The organism is Bacilliculturomica massiliensis (genome assembly GCF_900605495.1).
GTDB lineage: Bacteria > Bacillota > Clostridia > Peptostreptococcales > Anaerovoracaceae > Bacilliculturomica > Bacilliculturomica massiliensis.
This window is the reverse complement of record NZ_LR027599.1, coordinates 65,258-85,653: the sequence shown is the minus strand read 5'-3', so window position 1 is coordinate 85,653 and position 20,396 is coordinate 65,258. Positions and strand designations below refer to the sequence as shown.

The window sequence follows — 20,396 nt, the reverse complement described above, 5'->3', positions numbered from 1 at the left end:
CAGAGGGCGGAGGATCGGCGCAGCTGTTTTTTTACGGCGGGAAATAAACGATCCGGCCCTGTTTTCATGAGAGAACAGGGCCGGATCATTTCGCTTCAGGCCAGTTTGTACTCCGCAGACCGCGGATAGGGGATCGTACCTACAGCGCACCGTCCCGCCCGTGCATCCGCAGCCAGACCTTGCGGATCAGATCCGCGGGGATGACCAGAGCGGAGAGGGCCAGGGTGACGATCAGTTCGCCGGCGGTCAGACCGCAGGTGCGGAAGAGGGAGCCGCCGTGGTAGATGAGAACGATCTGGACCAGAGCCACTAAGGTCATAATACCGATAAAGGCCGGATTTTTCCGCAGGTGGGAAAGCAGGTTGAGACGGTGGGTCCGGGCGTTGAAGCTGTTGGCGATGCCGCTGAAAATGAACAGGGCGAAAAAGGCCGTCATGAAGCACATGGGCGTATAGGAGTAATGATAAAACTCCCGGATGAGCCCGGAGGTCATGAAGAACAGGCACAACAGGATGGTAAAGCAGCCCATGAACAGGATCTGTTCGACCATATCGCGGGTAAGGACCGGTTCGTCGCGCCGCTTCGGCATCTCTTTCATATATTCTTTCAGCGGCGGTTCGCCGGCGAAGGCCAGGCCCGCCAGGGTGTCCATGATGATGTTGACCCAGAGCATCTGGATGATGGTGATAGGGGTGTCCATGCCGATAAAGGGTCCGATGAGGGAGACGCCCACCGCGCAGAGATTCATGGTCAGCTGAAAGACGATGAATTTGCGGATGCTCTTGAAAATGGTCCGCCCGTAGAGGATGGCCTTGGCGATGGAAGCGATATTGTTGTCCAGGATGACGATGTCGCCGGCTTCCTTGGCCACCTCCGTGCCGTCGCCCATGGCAAATCCCACGTCGGCGCGTTTCAGGGCCGGCGCGTCGTTGATGCCGTCGCCGGTCATGCCCACCACCATGCCCCGTTCCTGGGCCAGCCGGACCAGACGGCTTTTGTCCGTTGGAAGGGCCCTGGCCACCACGCCGATGGAGGGCAGCATGCGGGAGAGCTGATCGTCTGAGAAATTCGCCATCTCGGCGCTGGTGATGACCTGACCCGGCAGCTTGCAGCTCTCTGCGATGGCGGCGGCAGTGTCCCGGTTGTCTCCGGTGACCATGACCACCTGAACGCCGGCGCCTTCCACTTCACGGACCGCGTCGGCGGCTTCCGGGCGCAGCTGGTCGTTGATGCCGCACAGGCCGATGAGGGTGAGTCCGCCGAAGCCGGAACGGGCGCGTACGCCGTCGCCCCCTTTGCCTGCCGCTGCCGCATAGCCCCGTCCGTCCGGATGAGCGGCGGCAGCTGAAGCGCTGTTTTCCAGCTCTTTAGCGGTGGCGGAAGCCGTGGCGGCCAGAGCGATAACGCGGACGGCGTTTTCCGTCATATCTTTCCAGCAGCGTTCCACAGCGCGGCGGTTGGCGGTGGTGAAGGTCCGGCGGGCGCCGGTCTCGTCGTAATAATGGGTGCAGCCTGCCAGAATGCGTTCCGGCGCGCCCTTCACAAGAGTCAGCTGCTTCGCTCCGCTGTCGGGATCGGGGCGTCCGGAAGCCGTGTCCGGCGGAGGGGTCACCGCCGGCGCTTTTACGGTCACGGCGCTGAATTTTTTTGCGCTGCTGAAGGGCATAGAGGACGTGATGGTGTAACCTTTCAGAATGCGGAAATCTTCATCGGTCATAAAGGGAAGTACATATTCCATCATGGCCCGGTCCGTGGCGTTTCCGCCCAGGGCCTTTCCCTCGGAGAGAACGCTTGCGGTATTCAGAAAGCCGGAGAGCCGCAGAAGCGTTTTCAGGGAGCCCTCCGGAAAGCTCTGAGAACGTCCGTCTCCGCGGACGAAGGAGGCCACGGAGAGCTTGCCCGCGGTCAGCGTGCCGGTCTTATCGGTGAAGAGAATGGAGAGACTGCCCGCCGTCTCGATGCCCACCAGCTTGCGGACCATCACATGGTCGGAAAGCATGCGCAGCATGTTGGAGGAGAGCACTACGGTGATCATCATGGGCAGACCTTCCGGCACGGCCACCACCACGATGGTGATCGCCAGGGTCAGCGCGTGAAGAATGTATTCTGTAAGAGAATACAGGTCGGGGATCACTACTGTCATGATGGGGAACTGGACCACGCCTCCCGGAAAACAGATGGAGTGAAAGAGATCGGTGAAGGCGATGAGAGCCGCCGCCAGATAGCCCAGACGGCTGATGGTCCTGGCCAGGCCCGCCAGCTTGACCTTCAGGGGGCTGTCCCGGGTCTCGTCCTGCATCTCCTTTGCCATGTGGCCGTAGAAGGTGGTGTCGCCCACGTTGACCACCCGCATGATGCCTTCGCCGGAGTCCACGACGCTGCCGCGGAACAGGTGGTGATCAGACATGAGATCCCATTCCTGGGGAGCGGGCTCGCGGAAGGAAGCGGGAGCGGTGATCTTGCTCACCTCGGAGCTCTCGCCGTTGAGGGCGGACTGATCGACTTTCAGCTTGCCCTGTATGAGATAACCGTCCGCCGGGATTTTTTCACCGGCCTGCAGCAGGATCAGGTCGCCGGATACCACCTGATTGATGGGCAGGGAGCGGATCCCTTCCTTTCTCTTGACGCGGCAGGAAATCGCGTCGGCCTCGGTGAGCAGTTTCGAGAACGCCGCTTCGCTGCCATATTCGGACAGGGTGGAAACAAAGGTGGCCAGAAATACCGCCACCGCGATCCCAGCGGCCTCCATCCAGTCCGCGTTCCGGAACAGAAAGAGGACGTTCAGCACCAGAGCGCCCAGCAGTATCTGAATGATCGGGTCGCCGAAACTGGACAGATACTGAAGCAAAAAGCTCTTTCGCTTTTTCTGCGTGAGCTCATTTGCGCCGTGCTGTTTTCTGGACTGCTCCACCTGTTCTGCGGACAGCCCTTCGAAGGAATTAACGTTTGCCATCTCATTTCTCCTTTTCTTCTGCGCGTCATCAGCGCCCGGCCCACCGGCGGCCGATCTCCGGAGGGGGTCCCGGAGCGGCGTGCCTGGCGGTCCTGCGGCTGACGGCGCATCGGTATTTTGCATTTTTGATCTTGTCCTAATATCTATTCGCAGTGTGGGACATGTATGCCTGTTTGTCCAAAATTACGTTGAGTTTTCCCACGGGAAAGGGCATAATATAACTATATGCGGCTGGGGATAAAGCGATGAAATACAGCGCCTGCAGGCGGATCCGCCTTGTCTTCGGCAGAACGGGAGAAAGATAGGAATGTCAAAGAAGCTGATACAGAATCTATATAAGGAGCTGACTGAGAGCCTGACGGACCGGAGGTTTCTGCGGGAGGCGGGCGTAAAGAAAAAAAACGTGGCGGATCTTCTGAAGGAAGAAAACTGGAAGGAGCGCATCGGAGAGATCTGCGCGGCGGGCAGGGTGACCTGCGCGTCTGTTCTGGCATGCTGCGAAAAGACCATGGAGCGTCTGTCGGCTGAGAAGCCGGAGGAAGGCTGGCTGCTCTACAGCTATCATTACATAATGGTGGGACTGTTCCCCGAATGTATGGAGCTCGACCGCCGGCCTGAGTTTCAGCGGGCGGTGCTGTTTTATCTGGCGGTGCTGAAACTGTTTCTGAAATACGAGGAACAGATCACGGGCCGGGAGCCGAAGTATTCTTTCCGCTTTCTCAGCGCCAGAGAGGCGGGGGAATCGGAGTACAGAGAGGAATACCTGCATTTCAGAGAGTGCTTTGAGGAGCAGTATGTCTGCGAGCTCATGCGGATCGGCGGAGAGGTGACCAGCTTCGACGCGCTGGGGCATGTCTCCGGCGTGCACAATATCGCCATGCATGTGGCGCGGCAGCTTTACGCGGCGGGCGTTCCCATCGATCTGGGACTGACTTCGGCTGCCGCCGCGGCCCACGACATCGGAAAATACGGATGCCGAGCCCACGAGGCCGGCCGCATACCGTATCTGCACTATTACTATACCGACCAGTGGCTGAAGAAGAACGATATGCCGGCCACGGCCCACATCGCGTCCAATCATTCAACCTGGGATCTGGAACTGGAAAATCTGCCCGTAGAATCTCTGGTGCTGATCTACGCGGACTTCCGGGTAAAGAGCAGCGGCCGGGACGAGAACGGGAAGGAACAGATCGCGATCTTTACGCTGCAGGAGGCATTTTCCGTCATTCTGAACAAGCTGGACAATGTGGATCAGGCCAAGGAAAACCGCTACCGCCACGTTTACGCCAAGCTGGCTGATTTTGAGGATTACATGGTGAGCCTGGGCGTCAACGTGGATCTGACGAAAGAAGAACTGACGCCAGCAGAAGAAAAGGACGCGGCGCTGCTCACCGTTGCGGAGTCCGTAGACCGGCTGAAATACATGGCGATCTCCCACAACATACGGCTGATGAACAAGCTGTCGGGAGAGACTTCCTTCGGAAACGTTCTGGAAGCGGCCCGCAGCGAAAAGAACTGGAAAAACAGCCGGGCCTATATCAATCTGTTTGAAGAATATTTTACCTATATGACCCAGAGACAGAAGATGATGACGCTGAAGTTTCTCTACGAGCTGCTCATGCACCGGGAGGGCGACATCCGGAGGCAGGCCGCAAATCTGATGGGAAATATCATCGTCCATTTCGATGAAGAATACCGCAAAGAGCTGCCGGAGGACGCGGTGCGGGCTTCCGGAGAAATGACGGGACTGCTGCTCTGGGAGCGCTATCTGAACATGATCGTCTACCCGGATCACAAGGTGACGGACCAGCACCGGCGCTGGATCGGCTACGCGCTGAAGATCGCCGTGGAGTCCGTGCTGTCCCGCTGCAAGATCTCCGAGCGCAGCGCCTATCTGGAGCTGCTTTTAAGCCATTATAGAAGAAAGGATATACCCGACAGCACGGTGTTCACGCTGATCGACACGGCGCTGATCATCCCTCTGGATCTGCTTCTGGAGTGCGATCTGAATTTTCTCATACGCTTTACGGAAGATGCGCTGTGCCGGGATTCGCTGGAGATCCGCACGGCGGCTCTTCGGTTCCTGAAATATTTTACGGCGAAGATCGAGGCGCAGGCCCCCTGGGATCAGGCGGTGGAACGGATGGCCTGCGGGCCTGCGGCTGAGGAAAACGTGAGCCTGCGCTACCTTTGCGCCTGCGTCAGCAGAAACTGGGAGCTGCCGGGAGCGGACCGAACCGACGATGATTACCGGCGGATCGTGTACGGTAACCCGGAGATCGTGTCGGATATTTTCCTGGAAAATCTGAAAACAGGCACGCCCTGGGTCATCAAGGCGGTGAATATCGAACTGCTGCTGGAATATATTCAGAAAAACCGCAAGACCCACGTGCTCCACATCGCCACCCATTTTTCCAATCTGCTGAAGGTCAGCGAGCGGATCACCGTGCGCCACAGCGCCGGGCAGGCTCTTGTCCGGATCGCGCCGCTCATGTCCAGGGATCAGAGAAACGAGGTGGCCATCGAGCTCATGAAGGGGCTGGAAACGGGAGAATACGAGTTTTCCAAGTACATTCCCGAATATCTGGGCGAATTCGTCCTTTACCTGTATCCCACGGAACTGGACGAATTTATCAACGATCTGTCCCGTCTGCTCATCAGCGCCAACGACCGGGTGGTCTGCGTGGCGCTGGACACGCTGGGCGTCATCCTGCAGCACTACAAGGTATACAGAGAACGTTTCCTGCGCGGGGAGGAAGAGTTCTGCGCCCGGCGCAAAAAGATACTGGGCCGGCTGCTCTCCGGCCTGGCCAATTATACGCCGGCCATCAATCAGGAGGCGTTTCTCGTCATCAGCCAGTACCTGTTTGCCGGCGGCAAGCTGACGCTGGAGGACCGTATGGAGCTGTTTTCCGTCATCTACAAAAAGCTGGTGACGCTGGTGCCGGAGCAGGAGACGGGAGAACTGAGCTTTTTCAACAGCGCGGCGTCGCTGAACCACATTTATCGTTTTATCGGAGACTGGCTGTTTACCTACGGCAGCTTCGACATTGAGGAAAAGGAAAAGGTGGCCTTTTTCCCCGGCACCTTCGACCCCTTCTCTCTCAGCCACAAGGAGATCGCCAGAGAGATCCGGGATCTGGGATTTACGGTGTACCTGGCGCTGGACGAGTTTTCCTGGTCGAAAAAGACTCAGCCCCGCATGATACGCCGCCAGATCATAACTATGTCCGTGGCCAATGAGGACGACATTTACCTGTTCCCCGACGACATACCCGTGAACATCGCAAATCCTGCGGATCTGAAGCGGCTGCGCGAGCTGTTTCCCGATCAGGAACTTTACATCGTGGTGGGCAGCGACGTGGTGAGCAACGCTTCATCGTACAAAAAGCCGCCGGAGCCCTGGTCCATCCATTCCCTGAACCATATCATCTTTCTGCGGGACACCATGGAGGGAAGCGGTTCTGCGGAAGGCGGTGAACATCTGATCACAGGCCGGGTGGTGCGTTTGAAGCTGCCCCTGCAGCTGGAAGATATCAGTTCCACGCGGATCAGGGAAAACGTGGACTATAACAGGGATATTTCCAACCTCATCGATCCGGTGGCTCAGAACTATATCTATGAGAACAGCCTCTATCTGCGGGAGCCGCAGTATAAGCCCATCCTCCAGGCCAGGGCGATCCATCTCTCAGTGGAAGAGACGAATCACAGGCTGAGCCGGGAGATCCTCAGCGCTTTCGCGCCGGATTTTGAAATGCTTGAGGCGGTTCGCCGGGAACTGTCCCGGCCCGGAGGCCGGGCGGCGGTGCTGCGCGACGGACACAGGGAGGACGTCATAGTGGGCGTTCTGCTGTTCTGCCAGATCAGCACCATGGAGCTTTACGGAGAATTCCGCAATACAAACGTGGTCAATTACATCCGGGAACATACCTCCGGGAAGATGATGCTCATCAACGGTATCTTCCTGTTTGGAAAAACGGAGATCGACGAAGACAGGAGCCAGCTGCTGCTGACGGAGGCCATCGCCGCCTGTCTGCAGGAAGACTTTACTTACTGTATATACAGTTCAAATATCCTGCCGCCGCCCACGCCCCTGCGTGAACTGCTGCGGCGTCAGGGATTTCTTCAGATCCCCGGCGGGCCCGCCTCAGAGACCGCCGGCAGAGGGGGAAGCCCGGTCAGAGAGGAAGAACTTCCGGAGGACGCTTTGCGGGAAAGCGGCCGGACTGCTGATGGGCGGAGCGCCGCAGATCGGGGGGCCCTGCAGGACGGTCCGCAGAAGTCCGGTCCGCAGAAGTCCGCGCGGCCGTGGATCGGTCCGCAGGGGCTCGGTCCATTGCGGGCCGGAACGCGGGAAGCAGGAGCGCGGCTGTGAGAGCGGCGGGAGCGGAGAACGGCCGGCCGGTCTACGTGGTAGATATGAAATCGCCGGTGACGGTGTTCAAAAATATTGAGACAGCCATCAAAGAGCCCTTCAATCACAGCCCCCGGGTGCTGGCGGTCATCGACGCGGCCCACAGGCGGCTGCAGGAGAGCCTGACAGAGCTGTATCCGGGAAATCTGGTGCTCTCTGTAAACGCATCCGTGATGCATCACAAACTGGTGAAACTGATCACCGCGGCCAACGGCGTTCCTGAGGAACCGCTTCCGGTGCGCACGCTGGGCAAAGCCATGTGCGTTCCCTTTGGAAAGATCCTGCGCGGCGTGGCGGTGCCAAACACCGTCACGAAGGCCCTCCATACGGAGAAGACGTTCGATCCCTCCGTGGAATCTTTCCGCATTACAGAATATCCCAACTACTCGCCTCTGGAAAACCAGATCCGGACGATCAAATCCTTCGGGAGGGACGTGATACTGGTGGACGATCTGCTGCACAAGGGATACCGTATCCGGGAACTGAATCCGCTGTTTGAGCAGGAAGGCGTGAACGTGGACAGGATCATCGTAGGCATTCTGTCCGGCAGGGGAAAGGACCTGATGGCCATTCAGAATCGGAAGGTCGAGAGCGTTTACTTCCTGCCTAACATGCGCGTGTGGTTCGTGGAATCCACCATGTATCCCTTTATCGGCGGTGACCGGGTGGGAAGGCCCGAGAAGATGAAGGCCAATCTCCTGAATTCCGTAAATATGATCCTGCCCTACGCCATTCCCACGTTCCTGGACGGCACGTCGAGGAGGGCGATACGCCGCTTTTCCATGACCTGTCTGGAAAACGCCAGGGATATTCTGAAAGCCCTGGAGGAAGAATATCAGGAGTGCTTTGAACGGAAGCTGACCCTGAACCGGCTCAGCGAGGTGGTCATTTCGCCCAGCTGCCCGGACCGTGGAAATTGTCTCTCCTACGACTATCATCTGGCGGCCTCGGTCTACGTGGAAAACGATATCGAGATGCTGGGGCGTCTGGAAAGAATGGAAACAGATAAGATGGAGAATTTGAATGAGTGAATTGAGTGATAAGAAACAGGAACAGGGAAATAAACTGCGTTTTTGGGAGGTAGAGCAGGATCCGCTGCGCGGGCGGGGGATCTGTGCCGTGACCCACATGGGCATGCTGGGGGGAGAGGGGATCAGCTGGCTGGATTCCTCCCGTCTGGGACCTGTTCTTCCGGAACCGGCGCCCTGTCTGAACACGGCCTGGGGCAGCGCGGAGACCCTGCTTGAGGATGTGAGACCGGCGTTTTTTGCCCTGGGCGCGTCCGGGACCGGCGTTGCGGACGGAGCAGACCGAGCAGACGGACACGGGGCTGGCGGAGCAGACGTTGCGGATGGAGCAGACCGGGTTGACGGAGCAGGCAGGGCTGACATAGCGGAAGGATCACGCGGGGCGGGAGAAAAGCCCCGGAAAAAAGCCAGAGTCAACCTTCTGGCTCTGGGGGATGTGGGAGGCACGGTCCTCATCGGACTGAAGCTGCTGGGCGGCGATGTGATCTCCCAGATCGGGATCTGCGATCTGGACCCGCAGATGTGCCGCCGCTGGGAATACGAGATGAATCAGACCGCCTATCCGTGGGATTATGACGCGCTGCCGGAGGTCAGGATCGTGGAGAGCGGGGACCTGTTCGACTGCGACGCGTTTGTATTCTGCGCGTCAAAGGCAGTGCCTGCGCTGGGGCAGGAAGGGACCGACGTGCGCATGGCCCAGTTTGACGCCAACAGGAAAATCGTCGGAACCTACGCCAGAATGGCGCGTGAAGCGAATTTTAAAGGATTGTTCGCCGTGGTCTCCGACCCGGTGGAGCCCCTTTGCCGGGAGGCGTTCCGGGAGAGCAACAGGCCCGAAAGCGTGGACGGCTGCGGCGCGGCGGCTGATCTGGACGGCCGGATGTTTGACGGAAAAGGTCTGCGCCCGGAGCAGATCCAGGGTTACGGTCTTGGCGTCATGAACGGAAGAGCGGCATACTATGCCAAGAAAGACGAACGGTTCGCTTCCTTTCTCACAGAGGGACGCGCTTATGGGCCCCACGGAAAGGATCTGGTCATCGCCAACAGCATTGAACACTATGACGACCAGATCTCCCGGGAGCTGACGAAGCTGGCGGCGGAGGCTAATCTGCGCACCAGAGAGACAGGCTTCAAGCCCTATGTGGCCCCGGCGCTGTCCTCCGCGGCGATCTCCATTATCCTCACGCTGCGGGAGGAATGGCATTACAGTTCGGTCTTTCTGGGCGGCGTGTATATGGGCTGTAAGAATCGCTTTTCTCCCGCCGGACTTGAGACAGAGGCGCTGCCGCTGCCGGAGAAACTGTTTGACAGGCTGAAGTACGCCTATGAACAGCTGGAGCGGATCGAGTAGCGCAGCAGCCTGCGTAAGGCGCTTCGCCGCCGGGGCAGCAAGGCCTCGTGGGAACTTTGGAGAATTGCCGGGGGGCTGGCGGATCGTCGGGGGGCGAGCTGCTGGGAAATTGGTGAGTTTCGGGGACCGCAGACAGCGTCAGGATTTTGGCGAGCTGCTAGGGAGTTGGCGAGCCGTCGGGACACAGACTGTGTAGAGATTTTGGCGAGCCGCTGGGGTCTGGTGAGCTGCGGGGACTGCGGGCAGCGTCGAGATCCGGCGGCTGCCGGATCCCAAGGATATGCCAGGGGATTCTTGTGCCTGATGGAAAAGGCCGCGGACCGGACTGGTATACCGAGTTCAAAACAGTCCGCGCCGCGCAGAACGCGGCGCATTTGAGAACGGAAAACAGGTATGTTTATTATAGGATGGAGGGATCGGGTTGCAGGAGTCTGAACTTGTTCTGGTGCGCCCTGCCTGTGCTGAAAAGCGTAAAGAGAAACGGCTTTCCGATGTGCTTTCCTACGCGCTGTTTGGGAGAGGGTACCGGGAGATCAGTACTTTGGAGGAATTTAAAGATCTGGAGGGCAGACGGCTGCTCTTTGCCATAGAACAGGGAGAATCGGGGATCAATCTGGAATATTACCGATTTCTGAAGGCGTTGAGATTGAACACCGACATGCTGGAAGGCGCGGTGGGCGGGATCATCGTGGACGGAAACAGCGAACTGTTTACAAAATCTCTGGCCAGAGATTTTGTCTTTACCGCCAACAGGGCGGGATGTACTTTTCCGGGCCGTCCGCTTGTGGAAGGAACGGCCACCCTGCAGAACTTCAATATCCAGGCCCGGAATCTGGAGACCGACAATTTAGGAGCTTATGTTTCGGCGGCCCGGACGCTGGTGGGACAGATCGTGGAGTTCAGAGAAAGAAAGAAAAAACGGCCCAGGCTGCTGGTGCTTCACGCCAGCAACGCCAACACTTCTAATACGAGCACGCTGTGGGGGATGGTCAAGCAGGAGCTGAGCGGGATCGATATTGTGGAAATATCCCTGAGAAACGGCGCGGTTCAGGACTGCGCCGGCTGTCCATATACCACCTGCCTTCACTTTGCACAGAAGGAGAGGTGCTATTACGGCGGAGTTATCGTAGAACAGGTCTATCCGGCTATTCGGGACTGCGACGGACTTTTGATGCTCTGTCCCAATTACAACGACGCGCTCAGCGCCAATCTCAGCGCGTTCATCAACCGCCTGACGGCGCTGTTCCGCAAGATGCAGTTTTACGACAAGTATCTGTTTGGGATCGTCGTGTCGGGATACAGCGGCGGCGATCTGGTGGCGGAACAGCTGATCAGCGCGCTGAACATGAACAAGACCTTCATTCTGCCGTCACGTTTCTGCATGCTGGAAACGGCCAACAATCCGGGAAGTATCCTGCAGGTACAGGGGATCAGAGAAAAGGCGGCGCAGTTCGCCGCACACATCGCAGATACGATGATAGAAAAGGCGTAACGAACGAATACGATAACAGTGTCATAAGCAGAATGCAGCGACATACGCTGTGTAAAAGGCTGTAAAAGGGGGACTATGGCAGAAGGAAAGAGAGAGAAAGCCGCGGAAAAGAGCTGCGCGGCGGATGAGAAAAAGGGATCGCCGCAGGGCGGCGGCGCGGCGGATCAGGAGCATCTGAAAAAGATCCCGGATCCTCTGCTGAACTGGTATACAGGAAACAGGCGGATACTGCCCTGGAGGGAAGATCCCGCGCCGTATCGCGTCTGGATCTCGGAGATCATGCTCCAGCAGACCAGAGTGGAGGCGGGCAAAGCGTATTTTCAGCGTTTTGTAAAAGAGCTTCCGGATGTGGAGGCATTGGCAAACGCGGACGATGAACTGCTGATGAAGCTGTGGGAGGGTCTTGGCTATTATAACCGCGCCAGAAATCTGAAAAAAGCCGCCGGCGTAATGATGGAACGATACGGCGGAAGACTGCCCGCATCCTATGAGGAACTGCTGGAACTGCCGGGGATCGGTCCGTACACAGCCGGGGCTATCGGCTCCATCGCCTTCGGCATCGTGCGGCCGGCGGTGGACGGCAACGTTCTGCGGGTGGTATCGCGGATCTTGGCCCGTAAGGACGACATAGCAAAGGCATCTGTAAAGAAAAAGATCGAGGCTGAGCTGCAGGCCGTGATGCCGCAGGATCGGCCGGGGGACTTCAATCAGGCGCTGATGGAACTGGGAGCTATCGTCTGCCTGCCAAACGGCGCTCCGAAGTGTGAAGAATGCCCGGTGGCGGAACTGTGTCGGGCGAGACAGGCGGGCATACAGGAAGAACTGCCAGTGAAAAAGCCGAAGAAAGAACGGCGGACAGAAGAAAAGACAGTGTTGATCCTGATGGATGAGAGGGGCCGCATGGCGCTCAGCCGCCGTCATTCCAGGGGACTGCTGTCCGGACTCTGGGAGCTTCCTTCTTTTGAAGGCCGGCTCAGCGAAATAGAAGTGAGACAGCGTCTGGAAGGAAAGGGAATTCCCTGCGGCGAGATCCGCCCGGCGGGCCAGGCGAAGCATATATTCAGCCATGTGGAATGGCATATGATCGGATATCAGGTACGGACGGAGACGGGATCCGGATCGCAGAGCGAGGGCTGCTGCGGAGGCCGGGATGAAGGCCAGAATCAAGGCCGCGGGGGAGACCGGGATGCGGGCTGTAGCGATGACCCCGTGGGAAGCTGGGATGCAGGCCGGGGCGGAGCGCTGCACATCGCAGAAGAGCCGGCGGTCTACTTGAGAGATGTGGAAGAACGCAGACGCCGGGAAGCCGAGGCGCGGGAAGATTCTGCAGAGTTTTCCGCAGAGACTCTGATCTTTGCCGGCGAGAGAGAGCTGGCGGACGTCTATGCGGTTCCGTCGGCGTTTCGGGGCTTCAGAGAGTTTTTTCCCGGCGGCGGCAGATGAGACGGTAATAGGATAAATCAGAAAGCAGGTGGTGAAATGGCGACGGAAAATGACGTGAAAGAGACCATGGATGTGATGGAAAAAAGCAGGATCCAGAGGATCGTAGAGAGTCAGCGCGCCCGTTTTTCAACGGGACGGACCCTTTCCGCAGGCTTCAGAAGAGAGAAGCTGAAGGTCCTTGCAGAAGCGCTTTCGGCGTACGAGGGCCGGCTGATCCAGGCTCTGGAGGAGGATCTGGGGAAGTCGTCTTTTGAGAGCTACGAGACAGAACTGGGAATGGTAAAGGAAGAACTGCGCTTTACGCAGGCGAGATTCGGAAGCTGGATGCGCAGGACCAGGGTAAAAACGCCGCTGGCGCAGTTCCCGTCCAAATCAGCGGTGTACAGGGAGCCTTTGGGGGTGGCGCTGATCCTGTCTCCCTGGAATTACCCGGTAAATCTGGCTCTGACACCGCTGATCTCCGCCATTGCCGCCGGAAACTGCGCGGTAGTGAAACCCTCGCGCAATGCTCCGGCGACGGCCGCAGCGCTGGCCGAGATGATCGGCAGCTATTTTGATCCATCTTATATTGCCTTGGTCGAGAGCGGGGAAAACACCAACAGAGATCTGCTGGAACAGCGTTTCGACCACATATTTTTCACGGGGAGCCCTGAGGTAGGAAAGACGGTGATGGAAGCCGCAGCCAGGAATCTGACGCCGGTGACCCTCGAACTGGGAGGTAAGAGTCCCTGCATCGTGGACCGCAGCGCAAAGATCGACCTGGCGGCCCGCAGGATCGTCTGGGGAAAATGCGTCAACGCGGGGCAGACATGCGTGGCGCCCGATTATGTACTTGTGGACGAGGCGGTGAAAGAACCGCTGATCAGCGCCATCCAGCGGTACCTGATCGCCTTTTTCGGCAGCGAGCCCCTGACCAATAAGGACCTTCCGCGCATTGTAAATGAAAGACATTTCCAGCGGCTCGTGGGTCTGATGGAGGGGCAGCAGATCCGTTTCGGAGGCCAGAGCGACGCAAATACCCGCAAGATCGCCCCGGCAGTTTTAGTGGATGTGGATCCGGACAGTCCGGTGATGCAGGAAGAGATCTTTGGACCGATCCTTCCGATATTATCCTATCAGAGATTTGAAGACGCAGTGGGATTTATAAAGGAACGGGAGAAGCCGCTGGCGCTCTATCTGTTCACTTCCGACCGGGCCAGAGAGCGCAGAGTCATCAGGACACTGTCCTTCGGCGGCGGCTGTGTCAACGACACGCTGGTCCATCTGTCAAATCCTCACATGCCCTTCGGCGGTGTGGGCGGCAGCGGTATGGGCGCTTATCACGGAAAAAGGGGGTTCGACACCTTCACCCACGAAAAGAGCGTGCTGCGCAAATCCAGTCTGATCGATATACCGCTGCGCTATCCTCCCTATGAGGGAAAGGAAGGCTGGCTTCGTCTGTTTCTCAGATAGAGACGGCGTTGCCGCCCACAGCGTACCGTATATGCCGGCGTGCCGTGGGTAACTGCATATATAGGTAACTGTATATAAATGTATGTGACCGCATGCTAACGTATGTAATGGGAATACGGGGGGACGCGGCAAACAGATCTGTGGCAGTAATCTGCAATCTACATGAACAGCGTCTTTTCCAGCTAGCAACAGCAGGAGGAGACGCTGATTTTTTTATTGCTCTGTTTTTCTACGGGTGGCGGCGCGCCGGTTGTTTTTTCCCGGACTACGGCGCATCAGTTGGCTTTTCGGTTGACTGCGGAGTAGCGGTTGTTTTCACAGTGAGCTGCGGCGCGCCCGTTGTTTTTCCCTCCGGACTGCGGCGCACCCGGGCGTATCCACTGTTTTACGGTACTGTACCTGCGCCGGTCCAGTCCGTGATCCCCGGCTGACCGCAGACTTTTGGCGGAGCGTTGGATCCCGGCGATCTGTCGGCGGCTGGCAGGCTGTAAGACCTTGGCGAAGCGTTGGACTTGGCCGGGTGTTTGTTTCCGACGAGCTTGTCGGTGGCTGGCGGCAGTTATGGTCTGGCCGGAGGCGGACTGTCTGCTGTCGGCGGCAGTTATGGCTTGGACGGCGGCGGACTTTGAGGGGAAATAGGCGAAATGTTGATTTTTTTCTCGATTTTGCAGATAAAGCGTTGTCAAATAGGCGATAATTTATTTTTTTCTGCGATTTCACATATTTGCCTGTAAATATATAGAAAATAATGCTTGTTTCGACGCTATTTTAGGTGATTTTCAATTTTTTTTGATGTTTTCACCTATTGGTCCTCGGCCAGAGCACTCCCCCCGAGCAAAACGGTCCCCCGGGCAGAGCGCTCCCCCCGAGCAAAACGGTCCCTCGGCAGAACGCTCCCCTGGGCAGAGCGCTCCCCCCGAGCAAAACGGTCCCCCGGCAGAACAGTCCCTCGGCCAGAGCTGCCCCGCAGCTTCGCAGTTCGGGCGGCCGGACTGATCCCTCGGTTCACCGGACTCATCCCCCAGCCCCAAAGGAGTGGAAGGCCAAGCCCGACGATATCACGGCAGAAGGGTACTGACAGAGCGGTACCTATCCTGTCTGATGATATCTCATTGGGATATGGCCTTAATGCTAAGGAAAAAGAACACAATGGACTGGACGTCCTCTGATTTTACAGCGAACTTATGTCCTCGTGACAGAAGATGAATTCTGCCAGCAATCCGGAGAAAATCTGCAGGCTGTTGAGACGGTTCTCCCTGGGGACCCGGTGGGTGATCTTGTAATAGACCCGCTTCGGAGGGTTTTCAGCCAGGGGATAAGCACGTATCAGGGGATTTCGCTGAACGAAGACACGAGCCACGGAGTCAGGCACGATGGCCCACAGCTCCGGGGAATCCAGATAATCTATGATCAGATATTCGGAATCGAGCGTGACAAAGGGCGAGGCATAGTTCCAGTAGTTTTGATGCCACATCTGAAAGTCGCCGGACCAGTTGGTATAGATCTCGTATTTTGTGTCAAGTTCGGAGGGATGGTACTGCTCCCGTTCGGCTCCGGCGCCGCTCTCGTCGAGACGCAGAACGAACATCTGCTCAGCGAACAGCGGCGTGATGAGGATGTTGGTATTGGGGTGCAGACTGTAGACAAAACCAACGTCCAAGTCGCGGTTTTCGATCATCCGGTGGATCTCTGTGGAACGCTCCGTGCGGATCATGAGGTCGAAAGCGTGACCTCGCTGACCCCGCTGCAGTTCCTTGTAAAAGGGAGCGAAGACGTGAATGTTCATGCTTTCTGTGCATCCGATGGCCAGTGGGAGTTTGTACTGGGAATTCATTTGGTACTGCAGATCCTTCCACAGATCAGACCACTTATATGCAACGGGGATGAATTTTTCACCGAAAGGAGTCAGCCGTATCTTGCGGACGCCCTTGCCACGCTCGATCAGGGGGAATCCCAGTTCCTCTTCCAGCGTATTCAGCCGGTGACTGGCTGTAGGCTGGGAGATGAAGAGTCGGCGCGATGCTTCACTGATACTTTTGGTGTTTACGATTTCCAGAAAGGTTTCAAGCTGAAGAATGTCCATTTTGCAGCTCCTTGTGTAAGTTCAAAAACTTGTGGGAGACCCAGTCGCCCAGTCGCCGGCCCCGCTGCGTGGACACCCATTTGGAGTCGGCCAGCGACCGGGGCTGTCCGGCCAGCCGATTGCGTCGGCCGGTGACCAGGGCTGTCCGGCTAGCCGATTGCGTCTCCAGGAGTTTCCGCAAAGAATTTCAGTGGACCGCGCTGCAGGTGTCATTTACTGCCCGGATTTTTTCACCCAAGTGGTAAGGACGGCGGCTGCTCAAATATGCGTTTCGTTGATATTGTTTTTATAATATCACAGATAAACGCGCCTTAATATAGAAGATGTAAATATTTAATATAAGAATTATGAACTTCTGTTTTGCTGATGAGTCTGATAAAATATTTCTAAACAACGGACTTGTCTGAAAATTTTGCGAATGGAGGACGGTCACCGGTCAATGAAAAGAAAATAGAGGAGAACAGCAGTAAAACGACTGAAACAAGGAGGGAAAGAATATGTTGAAGTACAAAAAAGCCCTGGGATTGTTACTGGCGCTTTTGGTGACGGCGGCACTGTTCGCCGGGTGCGGCGCTCCGGGAAACGTCACTGTGGGCGGAGAAGGAGGTCACATTCTGAAGGTGGGCTGGTGCACGGAACCGGACACTTTGAACCCGATCACGTCTTACAGTACGGAATCTCTGCAGCTGACGAGTCTGATCTACGAGACGCTGCTGGGATATGACGCCAATATGAACACTACATATCAGCTGGCGGAAAGCTATGAGTACAGCAACGACAACAAGACCGTCACCTACCATCTGGTGCATGACGCCAAATGGCATGACGGGGAACCGTTTACTTCCGCCGACGTGGTGGACACCTACATGAGGATCAAGGTGGATAAGCTCAGCGAGGCGGTGCAGTTCGCGGAACATCTGGAGAGCGTAACCGCTCCTGATGAGTATACGGTAGTCATGGAATTCAGCGAGCCGCAGGCTTTCAACATGGCATTCGTAGTGCCTATCCTTCCCAAGCACATCTGGGGCGAGATGAGCGCCGAAGAGATCGAGGCGTTTCCCAACAACGAACCCATCGGAACAGGGCCTTACAAATTTGTAGAATGGAAGCAGGGCACCGTGGCCTCCGTGGCGCGCAATGAAGACTATCATGGAACGCAGCCGGGGCCCGACGGCGTGACCTGGGTGCTCTACGGGAACGAGGAAGTGGCCACTCAGGCTTTGAAGGCCGGTGAAGTGGATGTCCTCACCGAGGTTTCCGCCACTCTGTTCGACAGCCTGAAGGATGCGGAGAATATCGTGGCGGTGAACCTGCCCTCCTATTCCTTCCATTATGTAGGGATCAACTGTTATCAGGATCCTGTGTCTCAGGGCAACAAGCTGCTGCTGGACAAAACGGTGCGTCAGGCTCTGGCACACTGCATGAACAAGGCGCAGATGGTGGAGATCTGTCTGTCCGGTTACGGACAGGTGGGAACATCGATTCTGCCCAGTGCCTTTGACGAATGGAAACACCAGTTTACCGATGAGGAGCTGATCGGTTACGACATCGAGAAGGCTAAATCCATGCTGGAAGCGGCGGGGTATGTGGACTCTGACGGCGACGGTATCCGCGAGAAGAACGGGGAGAAACTGGACTTCCGGATCTTCACGGTGGAGACCACGGCCAGCGACGTGCGCGCGGCTCAGCTGCTGCGCGACTCTGCGGAGCTGGCGGGCATCAAGCTGACGCTGACTACCATGGATGAAAACACTATGGGCGGCGTGGTCTACGACACGGAATCCGCCGATTTCGACCTGTTTGTCTGGGCGTGGGATTCCGATTATCCCGATCCGGGCTACCTGCTGGGCATGCCGCTGACCGAACAGATCGGAAACAACAACGAAGTTTATTACTCCAATCCCGCATATGATCAGCTTTACAGCAAGCAGTCCACACAGGTGGACGCCGCGGAGAGGAAGGCCACCATCAACGAGATGGAGAAGATGCTCTACGACGACTGCGCGGCCAATATACTGTGGTACCAGGATAAGCTGCAGGCTTACAGAACAGACCGGTTCACGGGCTGGCAGGAGTGTGACGGAGGTATTATCTACTGTCCGACTTACGTAAATTACAAAGAGATTCAGCCGGTCGAATAGGCCCGGATCCCGATGCACAGCATCCGCCCCGGAGCGTTCGCTTCCGGGGCGCTGTTTTCGGGGACGGAGGCCGGATAAAATAGCTGAAATAGCAAAGGAGATAGACGCCTGATGTCCAAGCTAAAATATATCGGCAAAAAATTGATGCAGCTGATTCTCACTTTGTATGCGATCATTACGTTTAATTTCATTTTGTTCCGCATCATGCCGGGCGATCCCATCCGCCTGCTGGCCCGATCGGGAGCGATCTCGGCTGAATCGATTGCGAGGATCAAGGAGCTGTTTGGGCTGGATCAGCCCATGTGGATGCAATACTTTATCTATTTGAAAAATATCGTGACAGGCCAGTTCGGCATTTCCATGACGTACCGGCAGCCGGTGAGCAGCATCATCGCCGAGCGCATGGCAAATACCGTTACGCTGCTGGCCGTGGCCACAGTGATGATCATCATTATCGGCATCGGCACAGGGATCGTGGCCGCTATGCGCAGGGGCAGCCGCCTGGACAAAACTTTTGTGGTGGCGTCCATGGTGGGCTGGAGTCTGCCCACCTTCTGGACCGGACTTCTGATGATCGTGGTCTTCGGCGTGTTTCTCAAGATATTCCCGATCTCTGGGATCCTGACGCCGGGCATGCAGTACGCCACCTACAGTCAGGTGATCATGGACTATGCCAAACATCTGGTCATGCCGACCATCGCGCTCATTATAGTGGATATGGCGCAGTTTTTCCTCATCACCAGAAGTACGCTGGTGGACGTGCTGACGGAGGATTACATGCTGACGGCCAAGGGCAAGGGACTGTCTCCGAAAAAGGCTCTCTGGCGGCACGCCATGCCAAACGCCATGCTTCCCATCATCACCACCCTGGCGCTGTACGTCAGTCTGGTCATCGGCGGGGCGATCCAGGTGGAAACGGTGTTTTCCTTCCCGGGGATGGGCAAGCTCATGTATGACGCGGTCTTGAAGCGGGATTATCCGATCCTGGAGGCCAGCTTCTTCCTGATGGCGGCCGTCACAGTCACCGCCAACTTCATATCGGACATCTTCTATACGATCATAGATCCAAGGGTAAAAGACATATGAGCAAAATGAAAGAAAAAAAGAGAAATGAAGTCTGGGAACAGATGTGGGGCGACGGCCTGGGCCGGGCGGGGATCATACTGCTGGCTCTCATTCTGGTCATCAGCATCATCGGGCCGATTCTTTTTCCCTTTGACGCAAAAGACGTGGGAACGTCGGCCGCACAGATCATGGAAGCGCCCTCGGCTGAGCACATTCTGGGAACGGACGAGATGGGGCGGGATGTGTTCCGCGAGCTGCTGCTGGGAGCTAGAGTCTCCCTGTTTGTGGGCCTGACGGCCACGGCCATCTCCATTTTGGTAGGAGCGCTGGTGGGTCTGATCTCCGGGTTTTATTCAGGGTTTATGAGCAATATGCTCATGCGGATCACGGATTTCTTCATCGCCCTGCCGGTCCTGCCCATGATCATCGTTCTTGCCGCCGTCTTCGGACAGAGCATCACCATCACCATCGCAGTCATTGGACTGACCAGCTGGCCGTCTACAGCCAGGATCATCCGCTCTCAGGTAGTGAGCATACGGGAACGTCAGTACATCGAGCGGATCAGAGCGCTGGGAGCAAAAGACTCCCGGATCATCATGATCCACATCCTGCCCAACGTGCTGCCGCTGATCTACGCCAATACCGTTCTGGTCATCGCCGGTTCTATCCTGTCGGAGGCCACTCTGGCATTTCTGGGCCTTGGCGACCCGGTGAGCGTGTCCTGGGGGACGATGCTGCACTACGCGTTTGTGACAGGCGCGGCCGGGCGCGGCGCCTGGTGGTATCTGGTGCCGCCGGGGATCGGGATCGTGCTGGTAGTGCTGGCTTTCACGCTGATCGGTCACACGCTGGACAAAATCATGAATCCGCGGCTGCGGGAATATTGACGGACAGGATATCGGCTGCGGGCCGGCGGAGACCGGCGCGTTCCGAACCGATTTAAAACCACGAATACAAAGAAACCGGGATCGAGG

At 57.1% G+C, this 20,396-nt stretch carries 11 protein-coding genes; 9 read left to right on the top strand and 2 right to left on the bottom strand.

The window, feature by feature from the left end; genetic code table 11:
- Window positions 1–139 precede the first annotated feature (139 nt).
- Entirely contained in the window at window positions 140–2,953 is a 2,814-nt protein-coding gene (locus tag E0E37_RS02985) for a cation-translocating P-type ATPase (protein WP_165445172.1), read from the bottom strand.
- Window positions 2,954–3,260: 307 nt separating this feature from the next.
- Between E0E37_RS02985 and E0E37_RS02980 the strand changes: the two genes are divergently transcribed.
- The 6 genes from E0E37_RS02980 (at window position 3,261) to E0E37_RS02955 (ending at window position 14,133) form a co-directional block, all read left to right on the top strand.
- Entirely contained in the window at window positions 3,261–7,328 is a 4,068-nt protein-coding gene (locus E0E37_RS02980) for a nicotinate-nicotinamide nucleotide adenylyltransferase (RefSeq protein WP_130861490.1), read from the top strand.
- Window positions 7,325–8,398, top strand: a complete 1,074-nt coding sequence (locus E0E37_RS02975) for a hypothetical protein (RefSeq protein ID WP_130861489.1) — start codon at window positions 7,325–7,327, stop codon at window positions 8,396–8,398. The genes E0E37_RS02980 and E0E37_RS02975 overlap by 4 nt, the downstream gene beginning before the upstream one ends.
- Entirely contained in the window at window positions 8,391–9,746 is a 1,356-nt protein-coding gene (locus E0E37_RS02970) for a Rossmann-fold NAD(P)-binding domain-containing protein (protein WP_207302912.1), read from the top strand. The genes E0E37_RS02975 and E0E37_RS02970 overlap by 8 nt, the downstream gene beginning before the upstream one ends.
- A gap of 421 nt (window positions 9,747–10,167) precedes the next feature.
- Window positions 10,168–11,238, top strand: a complete 1,071-nt coding sequence (locus E0E37_RS02965) for a flavodoxin family protein (RefSeq protein ID WP_130861488.1) — start codon at window positions 10,168–10,170, stop codon at window positions 11,236–11,238.
- 75 nt (window positions 11,239–11,313) lie between these two features.
- Window positions 11,314–12,681 carry an A/G-specific adenine glycosylase gene (mutY, locus tag E0E37_RS02960; protein ID WP_130861487.1) on the top strand — a complete coding sequence of 456 codons (1,368 nt, stop codon included), beginning with the start codon at window positions 11,314–11,316 and terminating at the stop codon, window positions 12,679–12,681.
- A 36-nt stretch (window positions 12,682–12,717) separates the two neighbouring features.
- The gene (locus E0E37_RS02955; RefSeq protein WP_246019622.1) at window positions 12,718–14,133 is read left to right on the top strand and encodes an aldehyde dehydrogenase; all 1,416 of its coding nucleotides are present in this window, start codon (window positions 12,718–12,720) and stop codon (window positions 14,131–14,133) included.
- A gap of 1,171 nt (window positions 14,134–15,304) precedes the next feature.
- Here E0E37_RS02955 and E0E37_RS02950 read toward each other — a convergent pair.
- Window positions 15,305–16,216 (bottom strand): LysR family transcriptional regulator, encoded by a 912-nt coding sequence (locus E0E37_RS02950; RefSeq protein WP_130861486.1) that lies wholly within the window; start codon window positions 16,214–16,216, stop codon window positions 15,305–15,307.
- 497 nt (window positions 16,217–16,713) lie between these two features.
- On the opposite strand from E0E37_RS02950, the gene E0E37_RS02945 reads away from it, so the two are divergent.
- The 3 genes from E0E37_RS02945 (at window position 16,714) to E0E37_RS02935 (ending at window position 20,309) form a co-directional block, all read left to right on the top strand.
- Complete coding sequence (locus E0E37_RS02945; protein ID WP_130861485.1) at window positions 16,714–18,357, top strand: ABC transporter substrate-binding protein; 1,644 nt, start codon at window positions 16,714–16,716, stop codon at window positions 18,355–18,357.
- Window positions 18,358–18,468: 111 nt separating this feature from the next.
- On the top strand, window positions 18,469–19,443 hold the full coding sequence (locus E0E37_RS02940) for an ABC transporter permease (protein ID WP_130861484.1): 975 nt from the start codon (window positions 18,469–18,471) through the stop codon (window positions 19,441–19,443).
- Window positions 19,440–20,309 (top strand): ABC transporter permease, encoded by an 870-nt coding sequence (locus E0E37_RS02935; protein ID WP_130861483.1) that lies wholly within the window; start codon window positions 19,440–19,442, stop codon window positions 20,307–20,309. Before E0E37_RS02940 ends, E0E37_RS02935 begins: the two co-directional genes overlap by 4 nt.
- Window positions 20,310–20,396: the final 87 nt, after the last annotated feature.